The organism is Mycobacterium sp. SMC-2, assembly GCF_025263485.1.
GTDB lineage: Bacteria > Actinomycetota > Actinomycetes > Mycobacteriales > Mycobacteriaceae > Mycobacterium.
Genome location: NZ_CP079863.1, coordinates 1,815,003 through 1,833,986, shown reverse-complemented (window position 1 = coordinate 1,833,986; position 18,984 = coordinate 1,815,003). Strand labels below are relative to the sequence as shown.

Genomic DNA, 18,984 nt, shown 5'->3' with positions numbered 1-18,984 from the left:
TTAGGCTCGCACACAACATGACAGAGCACCTGTGGCTGCACTTCGCCCGGCACAGCGCCGGCATCACGCCGCCGATCATCGTCCGTGGCGACGGCGTGACGATCTTCGACGACCGTGGCAAGAGCTACCTCGACGCGCTGTCCGGGCTGTTCACCGTCCAGGTCGGCCACGGTCGCACCGAACTCGCCGAGGTCGCGGCCCGGCAGGCGAGCACGCTGGCGTACTTCCCGCTCTGGGGCTATGCCACCCCGACCGCCATCGAACTCGCCGAGCGCCTCGCGCGTTACGCCCCGGGCGACCTCAACCGGGTGTTCTTCACCACTGGCGGGACCGAGGCCGTGGAAACCGCGTGGAAGCTGGCCAAACAGTACTTCAAGCTGACCGGCAAACCCGGTAAGCACAAGGTGATTTCGCGGTCGATCGCCTACCACGGCACCACCCAGGGCGCCCTGGCGATCACCGGCCTGCCGGCGTACAAGGCGCCATTCGAACCGGTGACGCCGGGCGGCTTCCGGGTGCCCAACACGAACTTCTACCGCGCCCCCGAGCCGTTCGCCAACGACCCCAAGGCGTTTGGGCGATGGGCCGCCGACCGCATCGCCGAGGCGATCGAGTTCGAGGGCCCCGACACCGTCGCCGCGGTGTTCCTGGAGCCGGTGCAGAACGCGGGCGGCGCCATCCCCCCTCCGCCGGGCTATTTCGAACGGGTTCGCCAGATCTGCGACGAATACGACGTGCTGCTGGTCTCCGACGAGGTGATCTGCGCGTTCGGCCGGATCGGCTCGATGTTCGCCTGTGACGACTTCGGCTACGTGCCCGACATGATCACCTGCGCCAAGGGCCTGACGTCGGGCTACTCGCCGCTGGGCGCGATGATCGCCAGCGAGCGATTGTTCGAGCCGTTCAACGACGGCGCCACCATCTTCCCGCACGGCTATACCTTTGGCGGACACCCGGTTTCGACGGCCGTGGCGCTGGCCAACCTCGACATCTTCGAACGCGAGGGCCTCAACGACCGCGTCAGGCAACACGCTTCGGCCTTCCGCGCCACCCTGGAGCGGCTGTACGACCTGCCGATCGTCGGCGACGTCCGCGGCGAGGGCTACTTCTATGGCATCGAGCTGGTCAAGGACAAGGCGACCAAGGAAACGTTCAGCGCGCAGGAATGCGAACGCCTGCTGCACGGCTACGTCTCGCCCGCGCTGTTCGAGGCGGGCCTGTATTGCCGCGCCGATGACCGCGGCGATCCCGTCGTCCAGGTGGCGCCGCCGCTGATCAGCGGTCAGGCCGAGTTCGACACCATCGAATCCATCCTGCGCAGCGTGCTCCGCGAGGTGTAGCCGCCCTCGCCGAACGGCGACAAACATAACGATTCGCCGAAATACAAGTTGCCATAGCCCATCGGAGGTGTACCTTCGCCGCGATGGGCGCTCTCTAGCCGAACCTCTTAAAGGAGCCGCGGCAGGGTGAATACCGGACTGGGCAACGCGCCCTTTCTGCCGCGGATGATCACCCGCTTTGCGGTGCCGATCGTCCTGTTATGGCTGGGGCTCACCGCCTTTCTCAATATCGCCATCCCCCAGCTGGAAGTGGTCGGCAAAGCGCACTCGGTATCGCTGAGCCCGAAAGACGCCGCTGCGGTTCAGGCGATCATGCGGGTGGGTCAGCTGTTCCACGAGTTCGATTCCAACAACCGGGTGACGATCGTGCTGGAGGGCGACAAGCCACTCGATAACGATGCGCACCGGTTCTACAACGAGTTGATGCGCAAGCTTTCCGCGGACACCGGGCACGTCGCCCACATTCAGGACTTCTGGAGTGATCCGCTGACCGCAGGGGGAGCGCAAAGCCCGGATGGCAAGGCCGCGTACGTCGTGGTGTACCTCGTCGGCACCAACGAAACGCAAGCATACGACTCGGTTCACGCCGTCCGACACATCGTGGACAGCACACAGGCGCCACGCGGGCTCAAGGCATACGTCACCGGTCCGTACGCGCTGATCGCCGATCAGACTGAGGCCGGCGACGAGAGCGTGGCCAAGGTCACCCTGATCACCACCTCGGTGATCGCGGTGATGTTGCTCTTCATCTACCGATCCGTGGTCACCATGGTTCTCGTTCTGGTCATGGTCGGCATCGAGCTGGGGGCGATTCGCGGGGTCGTCGCCTTTCTCGCGTATCACAACGTTTTCGGCCTTTCGACCTTCGCAACGAACTTGCTTACCCTGCTGGCGATCGCCGCCAGCACGGACTACGCGATTTTCATGCTCGGCCGTTACCACGAGGCGCGCTACGCGGGCGAAGACCGGAATGCCGCGTTCTTCAGCATGTTTCGTGGGACCGCGCACGTGATCCTGGGCTCGGGCCTGACCATCGCCGGCGCCATGTCATGCCTGAGCCTTGCCCGGCTGCCGTACTTCAGGACGCTCGGCCCGCCCTGCGCGGTGGGCATGTTGGTCGCGGTCCTCGCCGCGCTCACGCTCGGACCCGCGGCGCTCACCGTCGCCAGCTTCTTCGGGTTCTTCGACCCCAGGCGGAGGCTGAACACACGGCGGTGGCGCCGCGTGGGCACCGCGATCGTCCGCTGGCCCGGCCCGGTGCTCGTGGGGACCTGCCTGGTGGCGTCGGTCGGCCTGCTGGCCCTGCCGAATTACACGACGACTTACGATCTGCGCAGGTTCATGTCCGCCGGCATGCCGTCCAATGTCGGGGCTGCGGCCGCGGCTCGGCACTTCTCGCCGGCCCGGCTGAACCCCGAGGTGCTTTTGATCGAATCCGATCACGACATGCGGGATCCGGTGGACATGCTGGTCCTGGACAAGATCGCGAAAGCCGTCTTTCACAGCCCCGGAATCGCCCAGGTGACGTCGATAACCCGGCCCCTGGGAACGTCCATCAAACAGACTTCGATTCCTTTCATCATCAGCATGCAAGCCGTGATGAATGCCGAGAACATGCAATTCACGAAGGACCGACTGGACGACATGGTCGTCCAGGAGCGCGCGATGGATGTATCGATCGCAACGATGCAGCGCATGTACCAAATCATGGGCGAAATCGTCGACAACACCGTCGACATGGATCACCTCACCCACGACATGTCGGACATCACCGACACCATCAGGGATCACCTGGCGGACCTATCGGATTTCCTGCGGCCCATCGGCAGCTATTTCTACTGGGAAAGACATTGCTACGACATCCCCGCCTGCTGGGCCATCCGGTCGGTGTTCGACACCTTCGACAACATCGACCAGCTGAGCCAGAAATTGGAGGGCCTCGTCACGGACCTGGACGTCCTCACCCGGCTCCTGCCGGAGATGCGGGCGCAGATGCTGCCGATGATTTCGTCGATGACCACCATGCGCGACATCCTGGTCGTCTGGCACGGCACACTTTCGACCTTCTACACCGAACAGGAGATGAACAGCAAAGATCCCGGCGCGATGGCCCGGGACTTTGACGCCGCCCAGGTGGACGATTCGTTCTACCTGCCCCAGTCGGCCTTCGACAATCCGGATTTCAAGCGCGGCCTGAGCATGTTCTTGTCGCCGGACGGCAAGGCCGCCCGCTTCATCGTCTCCCTGGACGGCGATCCCGCGACGCCCGAGGGCATCACGCGCGTCGAACCGATCCAGCAGGCGGCAAGAGAGGCGATGAAGGGAACTCCCATGCAGGGCGCCGCGATCGCCATCGGCGGCGTCGCCGCGACGTTCAAAGACCTGCAAGAGGGCGCCACCTACGATCTGCTGATCGCCGCCGTGGCCGCGATCAGTCTCATCATGATCATCATGATGATCGTCACCCGCAGCCTGATCGCCGCCGCGGTCATCGTGGGGACGGTGCTGCTGTCCCTGGGCTCCTCGTTCGGCCTGTCCGTGCTGCTCTGGCAGGACATTCTCGGCAAGGATTTGTACTGGCTGGTGTTGGCGATGTCGGTCATGCTGTTGCTGGCGGTGGGCTCGGACTACAACCTGTTGCTGATCTCGCGGCTCAAAGAGGAAATCGGCGCCGGCTTGAACACCGGAATCATCCGCGCGATGGCCGGCACCGGCGGGGTGGTGACCGCCGCCGGCATGGTCTTCGCCGTGACGATGTCGCTGTTCGTGTTCAGCGATCTGCAGATCATCGGTCAGATCGGCACCACCATCGGCCTGGGCCTGCTGTTCGACACCCTGATCGTGCGCTCGTTCATGACGCCGTCCATCGCCGCGCTGCTCGGCCGCTGGTTCTGGTGGCCGCATCCCGTGCGCCCGCGGCCCGCCAGTCAGATGCTGCGGCCCTACGCGGCCCGCCGATTGGTGCGCGCCCTGTTGCTCACGCCCGCAGAGGAGTCACCGCCGACGGCCCTGCCCTAGGCGGGCACCGCCGCGCACCGCGGCTCCGACGCGGGCGCGCCCAGTGCCGCCACGGCGGCGGCGACGGCCAGGATCAGCACGACGACGACCGGCCAGACCGTGGAGTGTTTCTGTGCGATGCCGCCGAGGGCACCGCCCAGCACCGTGGTTTCGATGGCCAGCAGCGTCGAGCAAAAGCCGATCAGCGTCCCGCGGTGGGGTTCGGCGGCGACCACGCTGATCCACGATATCGCCGCGGCGAAGACGGCCAGGGCGGCCACCGTCGCCAGTAAGAACACAGTGCCGTAGGCCCACATGTGGAACCACTGCCCGCACAACTGGGCCACGATGGACGCCACGGCGGCGGCCACACTGAGCAGGGCACTGCCCAGCAGCATGCCGCGCACTCCGAACAGCTGGTAGACCTTGCGCCACAGCGCGGAACCGATGACCAGTCCGCTGCTGGATAAAAACACCAGCACATGCAACGTGCCACTCTGGTGCGCGGTACGCAGGGCGTAGAAGGTCGTGCCCAGGGTGAGCGGGGCAAACAACAGGCACGTGATCACATAGCGGCGAAACCACGGCTGGGACCGGGCGACCGCGAAGCCCCGCCGGCAGGTGTCGCGCACGGACATCTTTGGGGCGATCGACGTGGACCGCGCCGGCCCGACGAACAGTGCCGCGAAGCCGGAGGCCGCCAGTCCGAATGCGCCCAGACACAGCAGGTCTCGGTGCAACGCCATCTTGTCGCCGGTGGCCAACCCGGGCACGACGAACAGCGCGACAACGGTGGCGACCACCGACGCGATGGCCCCCTGGACCATCAGCAGCTTCAACGCGGACAGCTTGCTGGAGACCGTGTCGGGGTAGGCGACATTGGAGACCGCGACGATCACTCCGCCCCCGGCGCTCGTCAGCAGAAATACCACCGCCGCGAGCAGGCCATTCCAGGGGATCACCGAGTCGCACAGGATCAGCGCGGCCGCGCTCGCCGCCATCGCCGCCAGCAGCAGGTGCCGCATCTGGCCCACCCGCTGCAGGACCGCCGGCGACATGGAATTTCCCACGATGGAGCCCAGCCCGTACGCCGGAAACAGCAACGCGGCCAGCCAGGTGAGGCCCAGGTGTGCGCAGATGAACGGCAGCACCACGGCTCCATTGCTGAACTGCATCCCGGCGGTGTAAAAGGCGCCCTGGGAAGGCAGGCGCGGGAACGGGTTCGTCTGCGCTGAAGCCCCCTGCAGTAACACGGCCATGACGCCGACATTATGGGCGCTGAGCAGGCAGAACTATCCTCCGATCGGACACCACCGGACGAATTGCATGTCCCCCGATTGGGGGAACCGCTCAGCCGGCGGCGGGAAGCCGCTTGACGGCGTCGACCGCCAACGCCACCTCCCGGGCCCGCGGGGCGGTCGGCTCCTTCGAGAACCGCGAGACGGCGTTACAAAGCCAGGCGAGCGCAGAACGCAGCTCGGCATCGGGTGTCGCGTCACGATGCAGCTGCAACTCCACCAACGCCCGGTCGAGCCCCGAGCGCCGGACCTGCGTCGCCTGCTCGACCCGCTTGAGCAGGTGCTTCAGCGGGCGCGGACCCGACGCGCCGGCACCATCGCGGGAACCCCGCAAGCGAGACCACAACCGATTGTTTGGAATAGCCGACAGTGTAGGGGTTGGAGCCGACCATCGGCTGACGGCCGCTTCTTAACTTCCGTCTCACCAGTCACAGCGCGGCTCCTTCGAATCGCGCGCGCGATCGCCTAGTCTGCACAAGCAATGAACTTCCTCCGCCCCGCATCGTGCCTGGCAGCGGCCCTTTTCCTGGGCGCCGCCCCGGCGACGCTGGCCGCGCCGATCGCTACAGCCGAGCCCGGCGCCGAACCCAACGCCGCCCCCGCGAACTGCCCCTTCAAGGTGAACACCCCACCCGCGGTCGATTCGTCGGAGGTTCCGCAGGCCGGCGACCCGCCGCTCCCGCTGGCGGTGCCGCCCAAGCCGGTCGGCGGCGAGGCGCTGGGCAGCTGCGGCATCGTCGCCGCGCCCGACACGCCGCCGTTGCCCACGGATGTCTCCGCCGACGCGTGGTTGGTTGCGGACTTGGACAGCGGCGCGGTGATCGCGGCCAAGGACCCGCACGGCCGGCACCGCCCCGCCAGCATCATCAAGGTGCTGGTCGCGATGGTGTCCATCAACGCGCTCAACCTGAACAAGTCGGTGCCCGGCACCGCCGAGGACGCCGCCGCCGAGGGCACCAAGGTCGGCGTCGAAGAAGGCGGGGTGTTCACCGTCAACCAGCTGCTGCATGGCCTGCTCATGCACTCCGGCAACGACGCCGCGCACGCGCTGGCCATGCAGCTCGGCGGGATGCAGCAGGCGGTGGAGAAGATCAACGTGCTGGCCGCCAAGCTCGGCGGTAAGGACACCCGGGCGGCGACGCCGTCCGGTCTGGACGGGCCCGGCATGAGCACGTCGGCCTACGACATCGGCCTGTTCTACCGATATGCCTGGCAGAACCCGACTTTCGCCGACATTGTCGCGACGCGGACGTTCGACTTTCCCGGCCACGGCGACAGCCCCGGCTACGAACTGGAAAACGACAACCAGCTGCTCTACAAGTACCCGGGCGCGCTGGGCGGCAAGACCGGTTACACCGACGACGCCGGCCAGACCTTCGTGGGCGCGGCCAACCACAATGGGCGACGCTTGATGGCCGTGCTGCTGCACGGGACGCGGCAGCCGATCGCCCCGTGGGAGCAGGCTGCACACCTGCTGGACTACGGATTCAGCACGCCGCAGGGCACCCAGGTCGGCAACCTGATCGAACCCGACCCCTCGCTGGCGCCCGCCAAGCGTGACGCCGCCGCCGACCGACAGGGCAACGGCGCGCAGGCCGCCGGGCTCATGGGATCGGCCGATGCGCTGCCGATCCGGGTGGGCGTAGCCGTCATCGGAGCGCTCATCGTGCTCAGCCTGATCATGGTCGCGCGCTCGATGAACCGCCGACCCCAGCATTAGACGGCGGCGCGGTGCCGCGCCGTATAACGATTCGCGCAAATCCGCCGATGGTTTTGCCCGTCGGCGGTAGCGTCTACGTCGCTAACGCACGGAACATGAAATTGCGGCGCGGGGCAAAGCGCGAGGGTAAAAAATGAATTCGGTTACCAGAGCCGTGAAGCGAATGTGGTTGCTGCTGGCCGTTGTCGCCATTGCCGGAGTCGCGGGGTTCGGTATCTACCGTCTCCACAGCATGTTCGGCGTTCACGGACACCCCGTTGTCAGGGTCAAGGCCGATCTCGAGGATCCGTTATTCGACCCGAAACGCGTGACCTATGAAGTCTTTGGCCCCGCCGCGACCGCAAAGATCGCCTATTTGGATCCCGAGGCGCACGTGCAACGCCTGGAAAACATTCCGCTGCCGTGGTCGCAAACTGTGACGACGACGCTGACATCGGTCACCGTCAACCTGTTGGCGCAAAGCACCGGCAGCGAGATCGGTTGCCGCATCATGGTGAACGGCGAAACCAAGGACGAACGGTCCCAGACCGGACCGAAGGCGTTGACCTTCTGCCAGGTGAACGCCGGATGAGCGAATCGCTTGTTCCACAGCTGATCCGCCGGTTTGCGGTGCCGATCGTCCTGTTATGGCTGGGGCTCACCGCCGTTCTCAACATCGCGATCCCGCAACTGGAAGTGGTCGGCAAAGCGCACTCGGTTTCGATGAGCCCCGCGGGGGGCGCTTCCATTCAGGCGCTGAGGCGCATCGGAGAGGTGTTCAAAGAGACCGGTTCGGACAACGCGGCCACGATAGTGCTGGAGGACAGCAAACCACTCGGCGATGACGCTCACCGCTTCTACAAGGAGCTGATGCGACGCCTTTCGGCCGATACCAAGCATGTCGCGCACATCCAGGACTTCTGGAGTGATCCGCTGACCGCCGGGGGATCGCAGAGCCCCGACGACAAAGCTGCGTATGCCGTGGTCTATCTCGCCGGCAACAGCGAAACGGCGGCGTACAACTCGGTGTACGCCGTGCGGCATATCGTGGACACCACGCCGAAGCCGCGCGGGCTCAAGGCATACGTGACCGGCTCGACAGCGATGATCGCCGATCAGTCGGAGGCCGGCGACAAAAGCATCGCAAGGGTCACGTTGATCACCGGGGCGGTGATCGCGGTGATGTTGCTCTTCATCTACCGATCCGTGGTCACGATGATCCTCGTGCTCGCCATGGTCGGGATCGAGCTGGGGGCGATCCGGGGAGTCGTCAGTTTTCTGGCCCACCACAACGTCTTTGGCCTCTCGACCTTCGCGGTCAATCTGCTCACGCTGCTGGCGATCGCCGCCAGCACGGACTACGCGATTTTCATGCTCGGCCGTTACCACGAGGCGCGCTACGCGGGCGAAGACCGGAATGCCGCATTCTTCAGCATGTTTCGCGGGACCGCGCACGTGATCCTGGGCTCGGGCCTGACCATCGCCGGCGCCATGTTGTGCCTGAGCTTCGCCCGGCTGCCGTACTTCAAGTCGCTCGGCCCGCCCTGCGCGGTGGGCATGTTGGTCGCGGTCCTCGCCGCGCTCACGCTCGGACCCGCGGCGCTCACCGTCGCCAGCTTCTTCGGGTTCTTCGACCCCAGGCGGAGGATGGCCACTCGGCGCTGGCGCCGCGTGGGGACCGCGATCGTCCGTTGGCCCGGCCCGGTGCTCGCGGCGACGTGCGCGGTGGCCTCCATCGGCCTGCTGGCGCTGCCGAGTTACCGGACGACCTACGATCTGCGCAGATTCATGCCGGCCAGCATGCCGTCCAATGTCGGGGCTGCGGCCGCGGCTCGACACTTCTCGCCGGCCCGGCTGAACCCCGACGTGCTGTTGATCGAGACCGACCACGACATGCGCACCCCGGTGGACATGCTCGTCCTGGACAAGATCGCGAAAGCCATCTTTCACAGCCCCGGAATCGCACAGGTGAAGGCGATAACCCGGCCCCTGGGAACGCCGATCAAACACACTTCGATCCCCTTCATCATCAGCATGCAGGGCATTGCGAATGCCGAGAACATGCAATTCATGAAGGACCGATTGGACGACATGGTGGTGCAGCAGCAGGCCATGACGGTGTCCATCGAAACCATGAAGCACATGTATGACCTGATGGGTCAGATCGTCGACAACACCGTCGACATGGATCACCTCACCCACGACATGTCGAACATCACCGACACCATCAGGGACCACCTGGCGGACCTCTCGGACTTCCTGCGACCGATCGGCAGCTATTTCTACTGGGAAAGACATTGCTACGACATCCCCGCCTGCTGGGCCATCCGGTCGGTGTTCGACACCTTCGACAACATCGACCAGCTGAGCCAGAAATTGGAGGGCCTCGTCACGGACCTGGACGTCCTCACCCGGCTCCTGCCGGAGATGCGGGCGCAGATGCTGCCGATGATTTCGACGATGACCATCATGCGCGACATGCTGGTGGTCTGGCACGGCACCCTGGTCTCGTTTTACAAGGAACAGGAGATGAACAGCAAAGATCCCGGCGCGATGGGCCGGGTCTTTGACGCCGCCCAGGTGGACGATTCGTTCTACCTGCCCCAGTCGGCCTTCGACAATCCGGATTTCAAGCGCGGGTTGAAGATGTTCTTGTCGCCGGATGGCAAGGCGGCCCGCTTCATCGTCTCCCTGGACGGCGATCCCGCGACGCCCGAGGGCATCTCGCGCGTCGAGCCGATCCAGCAGGCGGCCAAAGAGGCGATAAAGGGAACCCCCCTGCAGGGCGCCGCGATCTCGCTGGGCGGCACCGCCTCGATGTACCGGGACATCCAGGAGGGCGCTTTCTACGATCTGCTGATCGCCGGAGTGGCCGCGATCAGCCTCATTCTGATCATCATGATGATCGTCACCCGGAGCCTGATTGCCGCCGCGGTCATCGTGGGGACGGTGCTGCTGTCCCTGGGCTGCTCGTTCGGCCTGTCCGTGCTGCTGTGGCAGGACATTCTTGGCATCAACCTGTATTGGCTGGTGTTGGCGATGTCGGTGATCCTGTTGCTGGCGGTGGGCTCGGACTACAACCTGTTGCTGATCTCGCGGCTCAAAGAGGAAATCGGCGCCGGCTTGAACACCGGAATCATCCGCGCGATGGCCGGCACCGGTGGGGTGGTGACCGCCGCCGGCATGGTCTTCGCCGTGACGATGTCGCTGTTCGTGTTCAGCGATCTGCAGATCATCGGTCAGATCGGCACCACCATCGGCCTGGGCCTGCTGTTCGACACCCTGATCGTGCGCTCGTTCATGACGCCGTCCATCGCCGCGCTGCTCGGCCGCTGGTTCTGGTGGCCGCTACGGGTGCGCCCGCGGCCCGCGAGTCAGATGCTGCGGCCCTACGCGGCCCGCCGATTGGTGCGCGCCCTGTTGCTCACGCCTCCCGAGAAGTCGCCGGAGACGGCGCGACCCTAGGCGACCCTAGGCGGCCTGCAGGCAGGGCGCCGGTGCCATCGCCGAGAGCGGCCGCTCCGGGCTTGCCACCGTGCGCAGGCGGCGCACGACTGCCCGCCGCTTCTCCGCCGCCGGCGCCCCCAGAGCCGCCACAACGGTGGCGATGCCCAGGAGCAGCATGATGACGTCCGGCCAGACCGTGGTGTGAACCTGGGCGATTGCGCCGAGGGCGGCCCCCAACGCTGCGGATGCGACATTGAACAGGGTCGAGGCGAAGCCGATCAGTGTCCCGCGGTGCTCTTCGGCGGCGACGACGCTGATCCACGATATCGCCGAGGGGAAGATGGCCTGACCGGCCACGGTCGCCAGGAAGAAGGCGGTGCCGTACGCCCACATGTGGGACCACTGGCCGCTCGACTCGGCCACGATGCACAGCACGATGGCGGCGACACCGAGCAGGGCGCTGCCCAGCATCATGCCGCGCACTCCGAAGAGGCGGAGAAACTTGCGCCACAGCGCCGAACCGACGACCAGTCCGACGCTGGACAGGATCACCAGCACGCGCACACTCCCGCTCTGGTGAGCGATGCGCAGGGTGTAGAAAAACGTGCCCAGGTTGACTGGAGCGAACAACAGGTAGGTGATGACATACCGGCGGAACCACGGCTGGGTACGGGCGACCGCGAAGCCCTGGCGGTAGGTGTCTCGTACGGACATCCGCGTGGTGATCGACCCAGACCGCATCGGGCCGACGAACAGCGCCGCGATGCCGGATGCGGCCAGGCCCGTCGCGCCCAGCCACAGCAGGTCGCGGCGATACGTCATTTCGTTGCCGTGCGCCAGCATCGGCACCACCAGCAACGCGGTGGTGGTGGCCAGCACCGACCCGGTCGCGCCCTGGGTTAGCAGCAGCTCCCCACGCCGCGATGCGGACAGCTTGTTGGAGACCAGGTCGGGGTACGCGACGCAGCCGATCCCGACGACAACTCCGCTGACCACGCAGGTGAGCAGGAACACCGCGGCGGTCAAACCGCCCGTCCAGGGAATGACGGCGTCGAGCAGCACCATGGCCGCAACGGTCGCTCCGACCGCCGCGAGCAGCAGGTGGCGCATCCGGCCCGAGCGCTGCATGACCGCGGGCGAGATCGAATTTCCCGTGAGCGCGCCCATTCCGTACAAGGGGAAAATCAGCCCGGCCGCCCAGCCGAGGCCCTGGTGGGCGCAAATTATCGGCAGCACGACGGCGCAATTGCTCAGCTGCATCCCTGCCGTGTAGAGCGTGCCCTGGGACAGCAATCGCCCGAACGGGCTTCTCTGCGCCAAGGAGGGTGCGTGCGTGACGGACATAACAAAAGAATTTAGATCCGGTGAAGAGTGGGAAACATCCACCGATCGGATGCCGGGGGTGGAATTGTGAGTCCTCCGATTGGCGGACAAGGGCCCAATGAGCAGCCGGAGCGCGACACTAGACTCACCCAGATGACCAACGCCCGGGGCGGCCTATTGGTTGGATTGACCGCCGCCAGCGTCGGCCTCATCTACGGCTACGACCTGTCCATCATCGCCGGCGCGCAGCTGTACGTCACCGAGGACTTCGGGCTGTCCACGCGGCAACAGGAACTGCTGACGACGATGGTGGTGATCGGGCAGATCGCCGGGGCGCTCGGCGCGGGCGTGCTGGCCAACGCCATCGGGCGCAAGAAGTCGGTGGTGCTGCTCCTGGTCGCCTACGCGGCGTTCGCGCTGCTCGGCGCGCTCTCGGTGTCCCTGCCGATGCTGTTGACGGCCCGGCTCCTGCTGGGGTTGACACTCGGCGTGGCCGTGGTGGTGGTTCCGGTGTACGTGGCGGAATCGGCTCCGACGGCGGTGCGCGGCTCGCTGCTGACGGCCTATCAGCTGGCCATCGTCAGCGGACTCATCGTCGGCTACCTCACCGGATATCTGCTGGCGGGGACCCACAGCTGGCGCTGGATGCTGGGCCTGGCCACCGTGCCCGCACTGCTGTTGCTGCCGTTGCTGATGCGGGCGCCCGACACGGCACGGTGGTACGTGCTGAAGGGCCGCCTGGACGATGCCCGCCGGGCGCTGCTGCGCGTGGAGCCCACGGCCCAGGTCGATGACGAGCTTGCCGAGATCGGTCGCGCCCTCGGCGAGGCCGGCGGCGGCTGGTCGGAGATGCTGCGGCCACCGTATTCGCGGGCCACCGCCTTCGTGATCACGCTCGGCTTCCTGATCCAGATCACCGGCATCAACGCGATCATCTACTACTGCCCGCGGATATTCGAGGCCATGGGCTTCACGGGCAACTTCGCGCTGCTGGGGCTGCCCGCCCTGGTTCAGGTCGCCGGACTGGCGGCGGTGGGCGCGTCGCTGCTCCTCGTCGACCGGGTGGGCCGGCGCCCAATCCTGTTGTCCGGCATCGCCATGATGATCGCCGCCGACGTCGTGCTGATGGCCGTGTTCGGGCGGGGCATCGACGGTGCGGTCCTCGGGTTCGCCGGCATACTGCTGTTCATCATCGGCTACACCATGGGGTTCGGCTCCCTGGGCTGGGTGTACGCCAGCGAGAGCTTCCCGTCCCGGCTGCGGTCCATCGGGTCGAGCACGATGCTCACCTCCAACCTGGTGGCCAACGCCATCGTCGCCGCCGTGTTCCTGACCATGCTGCATTCCCTGGGCGGCGCAGGCACTTTCGCGGTGTTCGCGTCCCTGGCGGTGGTCGCGTTCGCCGTCGTCTACCGGTATGCGCCCGAGACCAAGGGCCGCCAGCTGGAGGAGATCCGGCACTTCTGGGAGAAGGGCGGCCGATGGTAACGATCGCCGCGGGCACCATGGTGCTCGACGGGCAGGCGCACCGGCCGGGCTGGCTGCAGACGGACGACGGGCGGATCCTGGCCTGCGGCGCGGGCCCCGCGCCCCGCCCGGCCGACGCGGACTTCCCGGATTGCACTGTGGTGCCCGGCTTCATCGACATGCACGTGCACGGCGGCGGCGGGGCTTCCTACACCGACGCCGACCTCGACGGCGCCGGCATCGCCGCGGCGGCGGAATTCCACCTGCGGCACGGCACCACGACGACCCTCGCCAGCCTGGTGACCACCTCGCCCGCGGAGTTGCTCGCCGGCGTACGGGCGGCCGCCGAAGCCGCCCGGCGCGGCACGGTCGCGGGCGTCCATCTGGAGGGGCCGTGGCTGAGCCGGGCCCGCTGCGGGGCGCACGACCCCGCCCAGATGCGTTACCCGGATCCGGGAGAGATCGACGCCGTGCTGGACGCGGGCGGCGGCGCGGTCCGGATGGTCACGCTGGCGCCCGAGCTGCCCGGTGCGGACGGGGCGATCCGGCGCTTTCTCGACGCCGGGGTCGTTGTGGCGGTGGGGCATACGGACGCCACGTACCAGCAGACCGAGCGCGCCATCGCCCTGGGCGCCACGGTCGGCACCCACCTGTTCAACGGGATGCCGCCGATGCACCATCGCGAGCCCGGGCCCGCGCTCGCCCTGCTCCGCCATCCGGGCGTCACCGTGGAGCTGATCGCCGACGGCGTGCACGTGCAGCCGGCCGTCGTGCACGCGGTGATCGGGGCCGCGGGACCCGAGCGGGTCGCCTTGGTCACCGATGCCATCGCCGCGGCGGGGCGCGGCGACGGGGCGTTCCGCCTCGGCACCACGGCCATCGACGTCGTGTCCGGCGTGGCACGGGTGCGCGGGACGTCGACGATCGCGGGCAGCACCGCCACCATGGACCAGCTCTTTCGCAGCGTGCATGCCGATGCGGGCCTGGCCGTCGCGGCGCAGACTACCTCGGCCACGCCGGCGCGGGCCCTCGGCCTCGAGCGGGTGGGCAGCCTGAGTGCCGGCTATGACGCCAATCTCGTTGTGCTGGATAGCGATCTGCGGGTGAGGGCGGTCATGGTGGCGGGCCGCTGGCGGGTGCGCGGCTAGCGCAGCCACCGCTTGACGCGGGAAAGGGCCAGCGCCCCAACGGCTCCCATCGCCATCGCGGTCAGCGTCTGCCGCGCTCTGATCCCCTCGTCCAGTTGCACCCGCGGGGCGATGATCACCGGCGCGGGAGGCGCCACATGGCGGGTTCGCGGGTGATCGGATGCCGTCGCCGCCCACGCGGTACAGAAGAGCACGAGATACGAGGTGATGTAGGCGAATACCATCAGGCCCAGCACCGGCCCGAAGGTGGCGCCCGCCGGGCTGCGCAGCACCACGCGCAGGTATACGGAGCCCGCCTGCTTGAACGCTTCGAAGCCGACGGCCGCGATCAGCGCGGCCCGCATCGAATCGGCCAGGCTGACCTTCTCGCGCGGCAGCCGGGCGATCATCCAGGCGAACAGCAACCACGACACCGCCGTCGAGATCACGATCGACAGCAGCCAGAAAAGCCAGTCGAAGACCACAAGCTCCGGTATCCCAAACCATTTCAGCAGCGCGGCCAACGGGGCGTCATGGCCGACAGTCGTCAGACCGACCGTGGCCATGATGACCGCGAACGTCCCGAGCATGGCCAACAGGTCGGAGAGCTTGTTGCGCACGAAGCCCGGCGACTCGATGCGCTCCTCCCACCACATCTCCGTCAACGCCTGCCGCAGATGCGATATCCAGCCCAGGCCCGCCCAGACCGCGGTGGCCAGGCCGATGATCCCCACCGACGCCCGCGCGTCGATCGCCGAGTTCATCAGGTCCAGCAGCTGATCGCCCAGCGGTCCGGTCACCTGCGACCGGATGTGGTCGTCGATCGTCCTCAGCAGCTCGGGCCGCCGGGACAGGATGAACCCGAAGGCCGCGAAACCCACCATCAGCAATGGGAATAACGCGAAGATCGTGTAATAGGTGAGGCCGGCCGCGAAGAAGCCGCCGTTGCGGCCGTCGAACCGCTGGTATGCGCGCAGGACGTGGTCGAGCCATCCGTGCCGGGCCCGCAGCCGATCGAGGATGCCCGCCTTGGCCGGCTCGCTCATGGTGAGACTCACCCTCGTTGCGGAAGGAACCCTAGCCGATCGTAGACCCGCCGAACGGTTTTGCCGGCGATATCCTCGGCGTGCTCCGCTCCCGCCGCGAGCACCCCCTCCAATTCGGCTGGGTCAGCCAGCAATTCGTCGACGCGGGCCTTGATCGGACCGACGAACTCGACGACCGCCTCGGCGGTGTCCTTCTTCAAGTCGCCGTAACCCCGTCCGGCGTAACCCTTGACGAGCTCGTCGATGCCGGTGCCGGTGACCGCCGACTGGATGGTCAGCAGGTTTGACACCCCGGGCTTGGCGTCGGTGTCGAAGCGGATCTCGCGCTCGCTGTCGGTCACCGCCGAACGAATCTTCTTCGCGGACACGGCGGGATCGTCGAGCAGGTTGATCAAGCCGGCGTCGGTGGCGGCCGATTTGCTCATCTTCGACGTCGGGTCTTGTAGGTCGTAGATCTTGGCGGTGGCCTTGGGGATCAGCAGGTCGGGAACCACGAACGTGTCGGGGAACCGGCTGTTGAAGCGCTGCGCCACGTCGCGCGCCAGCTCGAGATGCTGGCGCTGGTCCTCGCCCACCGGCACCAGCTCGGCGTCGTAGGCCAGGACGTCGGCGGCCTGCAACACCGGATAGGTGAACAGGCCCACGGTGGTGGCTTCGCCGCCTTGGCGGGCCGACTTGTCCTTGAACTGAGTCATCCGCGAGGCCTGCCCGAAACCGGTGAAGCAGCCCAGCACCCAGGCCAGCTGGGAGTGGGCGGGCACGTGGCTCTGCACGAACACGGTGCTGCGGGCGGGGTCGATGCCCAGCGCCAGGTACTGGGCGGCCGTGGCCAGGGTCCGCCGGCGCAGCGCCTCGGGATCCTGGGGAATGGTGATGGCGTGCAGGTCGACCACGCAGAACATGGCCTCGTGATCGTCCTGCAGCGCGACCCACTGGGTGATGGCGCCCAGAGCGTTCCCGAGGTGGAGCGAATCGGAGGTCGGCTGCACGCCGGAGAAAATCCGGCGGGATCCGGTAGCGGTGCTCATGATGCACCGATCTTTTCACGCGACCCTTTCCGGGAACCCACGGCCAGCTTCACGTCCGCGAGCCGCTCGGTTGCGGTACCGGCGGTACCGGCTTTAATGTCGCGGGTATGGGGACGAACACCAACACGGGGACGCGGCCACCGATCCACCTCGGCTCGGGAGAGCCGGTCCTGTTGCTGCACCCGTTCCTGCTGTCCCAGGCGGTGTGGGAGGACGTCGCCCGGCGGCTGGCCGACACCGGGCGGTACGAGGTTTTCGCCCCGACGATGGCCGGCCACAACGGCGGGCCGCCCGCGGGCACCTGGTTGCTGTCCTCGGCGGTGCTGGCCGACCACGTGGAGCACCAGATGGACGAGCTGGGCTGGGACACCGCCCACATCGTGGGCAACTCGCTCGGCGGTTGGGTCGCGTTCGAACTCGAGCGGCGCGGGCGGGCGCGCAGCGTGATGGGCATCGCCCCGGCGGGTGGATGGACGCGATGGAGCCCGGCCAAGTTCGAGGTGATCGCCAAGTTCGTCCTGGGCATCCCGCTGCTGATACTGGCCTGGCTGTTCGGCCCGAAGGTGATGCGCCTGCCGTTCAGCCGCCGGCTGGCCACCTACGCGATCAGCGCGACGCCCGACGGGGTCAGCGACGCTCAACTGCTCGGCTGCATCGACGACGTCGTCCACTGCCCCGCCTACTTCCAACTGCTGGGCAAGTCGCTGGCGCTGCACGGGCTGCGGGAGCTGGCCGAGAACGCCGTCCCGGCGCACCTGGTGATCTGCGAGAAGGACCGGATCGTGCCCGCACCCAGGTTCAGCCGGCATTTCACCACGCACCTGCCCGACGACCACCAGGTCACCAAGCTCGACGGCGTGGGGCACATCCCGATGTTCGAGGCGCCGGAGCGCGTCACCGAGGTGATCGTCGACTTCCTCGACGAGTGCACGCCGGCGACCCGGGGCGCCAACCCCTCGGCTAGTTAGCCAGCTTCTTTTCCAGGTTCTCGGCGATCGAGTTGAGGAACTCCTCGCTCTGCTGCCATTCCTGGTCGGGGCCGATGAGGATGGCGAGGTCCTTGGTCATCTTCCCGCTCTCGACCGTCTCGACGATCACGTCCTCCAGCGTCTGCGCGAACTCGATCACCTCCGGGGTGTTGTCGAGCTTGCCGCGGTGCTGCAACCCCCGCGTCCAGGCGAAGATCGAGGCGATCGGGTTGGTCGAGGTCGGCTTCCCGGCCTGGTACTGGCGGAAGTGCCGGGTGACGGTGCCGTGCGCCGCTTCGGCCTCGACCGTCTTGCCGTCGGCGGTCATCAGCACCGAAGTCATCAGCCCCAGCGAGCCGTAGCCCTGCGCGACGAGGTCGGACTGGACGTCCCCGTCGTAGTTCTTACAGGCCCACACGTAGCCGCCCTCCCACTTGAGGCAGGCCGCGACCATGTCGTCGATCAGCCGGTGCTCGTAGGTCAGCCCCTCGGCCTCGAACTTGTCCTTGAACTCCTCTTCGTAGATGCGCTGGAACTCGTCCTTGAACATGCCGTCGTAGGCCTTGAGGATGGTGTTCTTGGTGGACAGGTACACCGGCCACTTGGCGTTCAGGCCGTAGGCCAGCGAGGCGCGGGCGAAGTCCCGGACGGATTCCTTGAAGTTGTACATCCCCATCACGACGCCGCCGTCGTCGGGAATGGACACCACCTCGTGCACCATCGGCTCGCTGCCGTCGGACGGGGTGAACGTGATGGTCACGGTGCCCGGCTTGTCCACCTTGAAGTTCGTCGCCCGGTACTGGTCGCCGAACGCGTGACGACCGATGACGATCGGTTTGGTCCAGCCCGGCACCAGCCGCGGCACATTGGAGATGACGATCGGCTCGCGGAAGATGGTGCCGCCCAGGATGTTTCGGATCGTGCCGTTGGGCGACAGCCACATCTTCTTCAGGTTGAATTCGGCGACGCGGGCCTCGTCGGGGGTGATGGTGGCGCACTTGACGCCCACGCCGTGCCGCTTGATGGCATACGCGGCGTCGATGGTCACCTGGTCGTTGGTGCGGTCGCGGTTCTCGATGCCGAGGTCGTAGTACTCCAGGTTGATGTCGAGGTGCGGCAGGATCAGCATGTCCTTGATGAACTTCCAGATGACGCGGGTCATCTCGTCACCGTCGAGCTCTACAACCGGACCCTTGACCTTGATCTTGTCGGACATCGGGTCAACTCCCTATCTCGCGGCCCAC

At 66.8% G+C, this 18,984-nt stretch carries 13 protein-coding genes and 1 pseudogene; 8 read left to right on the top strand and 6 right to left on the bottom strand.

What is annotated here, in order from left to right:
• Window positions 1-17 precede the first annotated feature (17 nt).
• Both KXD96_RS08700 and KXD96_RS08695 read left to right on the top strand, forming a co-directional pair.
• The gene (locus KXD96_RS08700; RefSeq protein WP_260744197.1) at window positions 18-1,340 is read left to right on the top strand and encodes an aspartate aminotransferase family protein; all 1,323 of its coding nucleotides are present in this window, start codon (window positions 18-20) and stop codon (window positions 1,338-1,340) included.
• A 165-nt stretch (window positions 1,341-1,505) separates the two neighbouring features.
• Window positions 1,506-4,358 (top strand): RND family transporter, encoded by a 2,853-nt coding sequence (locus KXD96_RS08695; protein WP_260745282.1) that lies wholly within the window; start codon window positions 1,506-1,508, stop codon window positions 4,356-4,358.
• Between the two features lie 32 nt (window positions 4,359-4,390).
• On the opposite strand, the pseudogene KXD96_RS08690 reads toward KXD96_RS08695, so the two are convergent.
• Both KXD96_RS08690 and KXD96_RS08685 read right to left on the bottom strand, forming a co-directional pair.
• Window positions 4,391-5,596, bottom strand: a pseudogene (locus KXD96_RS08690) (MFS transporter); the annotation flags it as partial.
• Between the two features lie 91 nt (window positions 5,597-5,687).
• Window positions 5,688-5,981 carry a hypothetical protein gene (locus tag KXD96_RS08685; protein ID WP_313901628.1) on the bottom strand — a complete coding sequence of 98 codons (294 nt, stop codon included), beginning with the start codon at window positions 5,979-5,981 and terminating at the stop codon, window positions 5,688-5,690.
• Window positions 5,982-6,116: 135 nt separating this feature from the next.
• On the opposite strand from KXD96_RS08685, the gene KXD96_RS08680 reads away from it, so the two are divergent.
• The 3 genes from KXD96_RS08680 (at window position 6,117) to KXD96_RS08670 (ending at window position 10,799) form a co-directional block, all read left to right on the top strand.
• Window positions 6,117-7,355: a D-alanyl-D-alanine carboxypeptidase family protein gene (locus tag KXD96_RS08680; RefSeq protein ID WP_260744194.1), complete on the top strand. Its 1,239-nt coding sequence runs from the start codon at window positions 6,117-6,119 to the stop codon at window positions 7,353-7,355.
• Window positions 7,356-7,488: 133 nt separating this feature from the next.
• The gene (locus KXD96_RS08675; RefSeq protein WP_260744193.1) at window positions 7,489-7,926 is read left to right on the top strand and encodes an MmpS family protein; all 438 of its coding nucleotides are present in this window, start codon (window positions 7,489-7,491) and stop codon (window positions 7,924-7,926) included.
• Complete coding sequence (locus tag KXD96_RS08670) at window positions 7,923-10,799, top strand: RND family transporter (protein WP_260744192.1); 2,877 nt, start codon at window positions 7,923-7,925, stop codon at window positions 10,797-10,799. Before KXD96_RS08675 ends, KXD96_RS08670 begins: the two co-directional genes overlap by 4 nt.
• 6 nt (window positions 10,800-10,805) lie before the next feature.
• On the opposite strand, the gene KXD96_RS08665 is transcribed toward KXD96_RS08670, so the two are convergent.
• A complete protein-coding gene (locus tag KXD96_RS08665; protein ID WP_260744191.1) occupies window positions 10,806-12,125 on the bottom strand; it encodes an MFS transporter in 1,320 nt (439 codons plus the stop codon).
• A 132-nt stretch (window positions 12,126-12,257) separates the two neighbouring features.
• Here KXD96_RS08665 and KXD96_RS08660 point away from each other — a divergent pair, with 132 nt between their 5' ends.
• Complete coding sequence (locus tag KXD96_RS08660; RefSeq protein WP_260744190.1) at window positions 12,258-13,592, top strand: sugar porter family MFS transporter; 1,335 nt, start codon at window positions 12,258-12,260, stop codon at window positions 13,590-13,592.
• Entirely contained in the window at window positions 13,586-14,719 is a 1,134-nt protein-coding gene (gene nagA, locus KXD96_RS08655; RefSeq protein WP_260744189.1) for an N-acetylglucosamine-6-phosphate deacetylase, read from the top strand. The genes KXD96_RS08660 and nagA overlap by 7 nt, the downstream gene beginning before the upstream one ends.
• Here nagA and yhjD read toward each other — a convergent pair.
• Together yhjD and trpS are read right to left on the bottom strand one after the other, a co-directional pair.
• Complete coding sequence (gene yhjD, locus KXD96_RS08650) at window positions 14,716-15,744, bottom strand: inner membrane protein YhjD (protein WP_260744188.1); 1,029 nt, start codon at window positions 15,742-15,744, stop codon at window positions 14,716-14,718. The two genes, nagA and yhjD, sit on opposite strands and share 4 nt — an antisense overlap.
• 8 nt (window positions 15,745-15,752) lie before the next feature.
• On the bottom strand, window positions 15,753-16,772 hold the full coding sequence (gene trpS, locus KXD96_RS08645) for a tryptophan--tRNA ligase (RefSeq protein WP_260744187.1): 1,020 nt from the start codon (window positions 16,770-16,772) through the stop codon (window positions 15,753-15,755).
• Window positions 16,773-16,942: 170 nt separating this feature from the next.
• Between trpS and KXD96_RS08640 the strand changes: the two genes are divergently transcribed.
• Window positions 16,943-17,740 (top strand): alpha/beta fold hydrolase, encoded by a 798-nt coding sequence (locus KXD96_RS08640; protein ID WP_260745281.1) that lies wholly within the window; start codon window positions 16,943-16,945, stop codon window positions 17,738-17,740.
• On the opposite strand, the gene KXD96_RS08635 is transcribed toward KXD96_RS08640, so the two are convergent.
• Entirely contained in the window at window positions 17,733-18,956 is a 1,224-nt protein-coding gene (locus KXD96_RS08635) for an NADP-dependent isocitrate dehydrogenase (protein WP_260744186.1), read from the bottom strand. The two genes, KXD96_RS08640 and KXD96_RS08635, sit on opposite strands and share 8 nt — an antisense overlap.
• Between the last annotated feature and the right edge of the window lie 28 nt (window positions 18,957-18,984).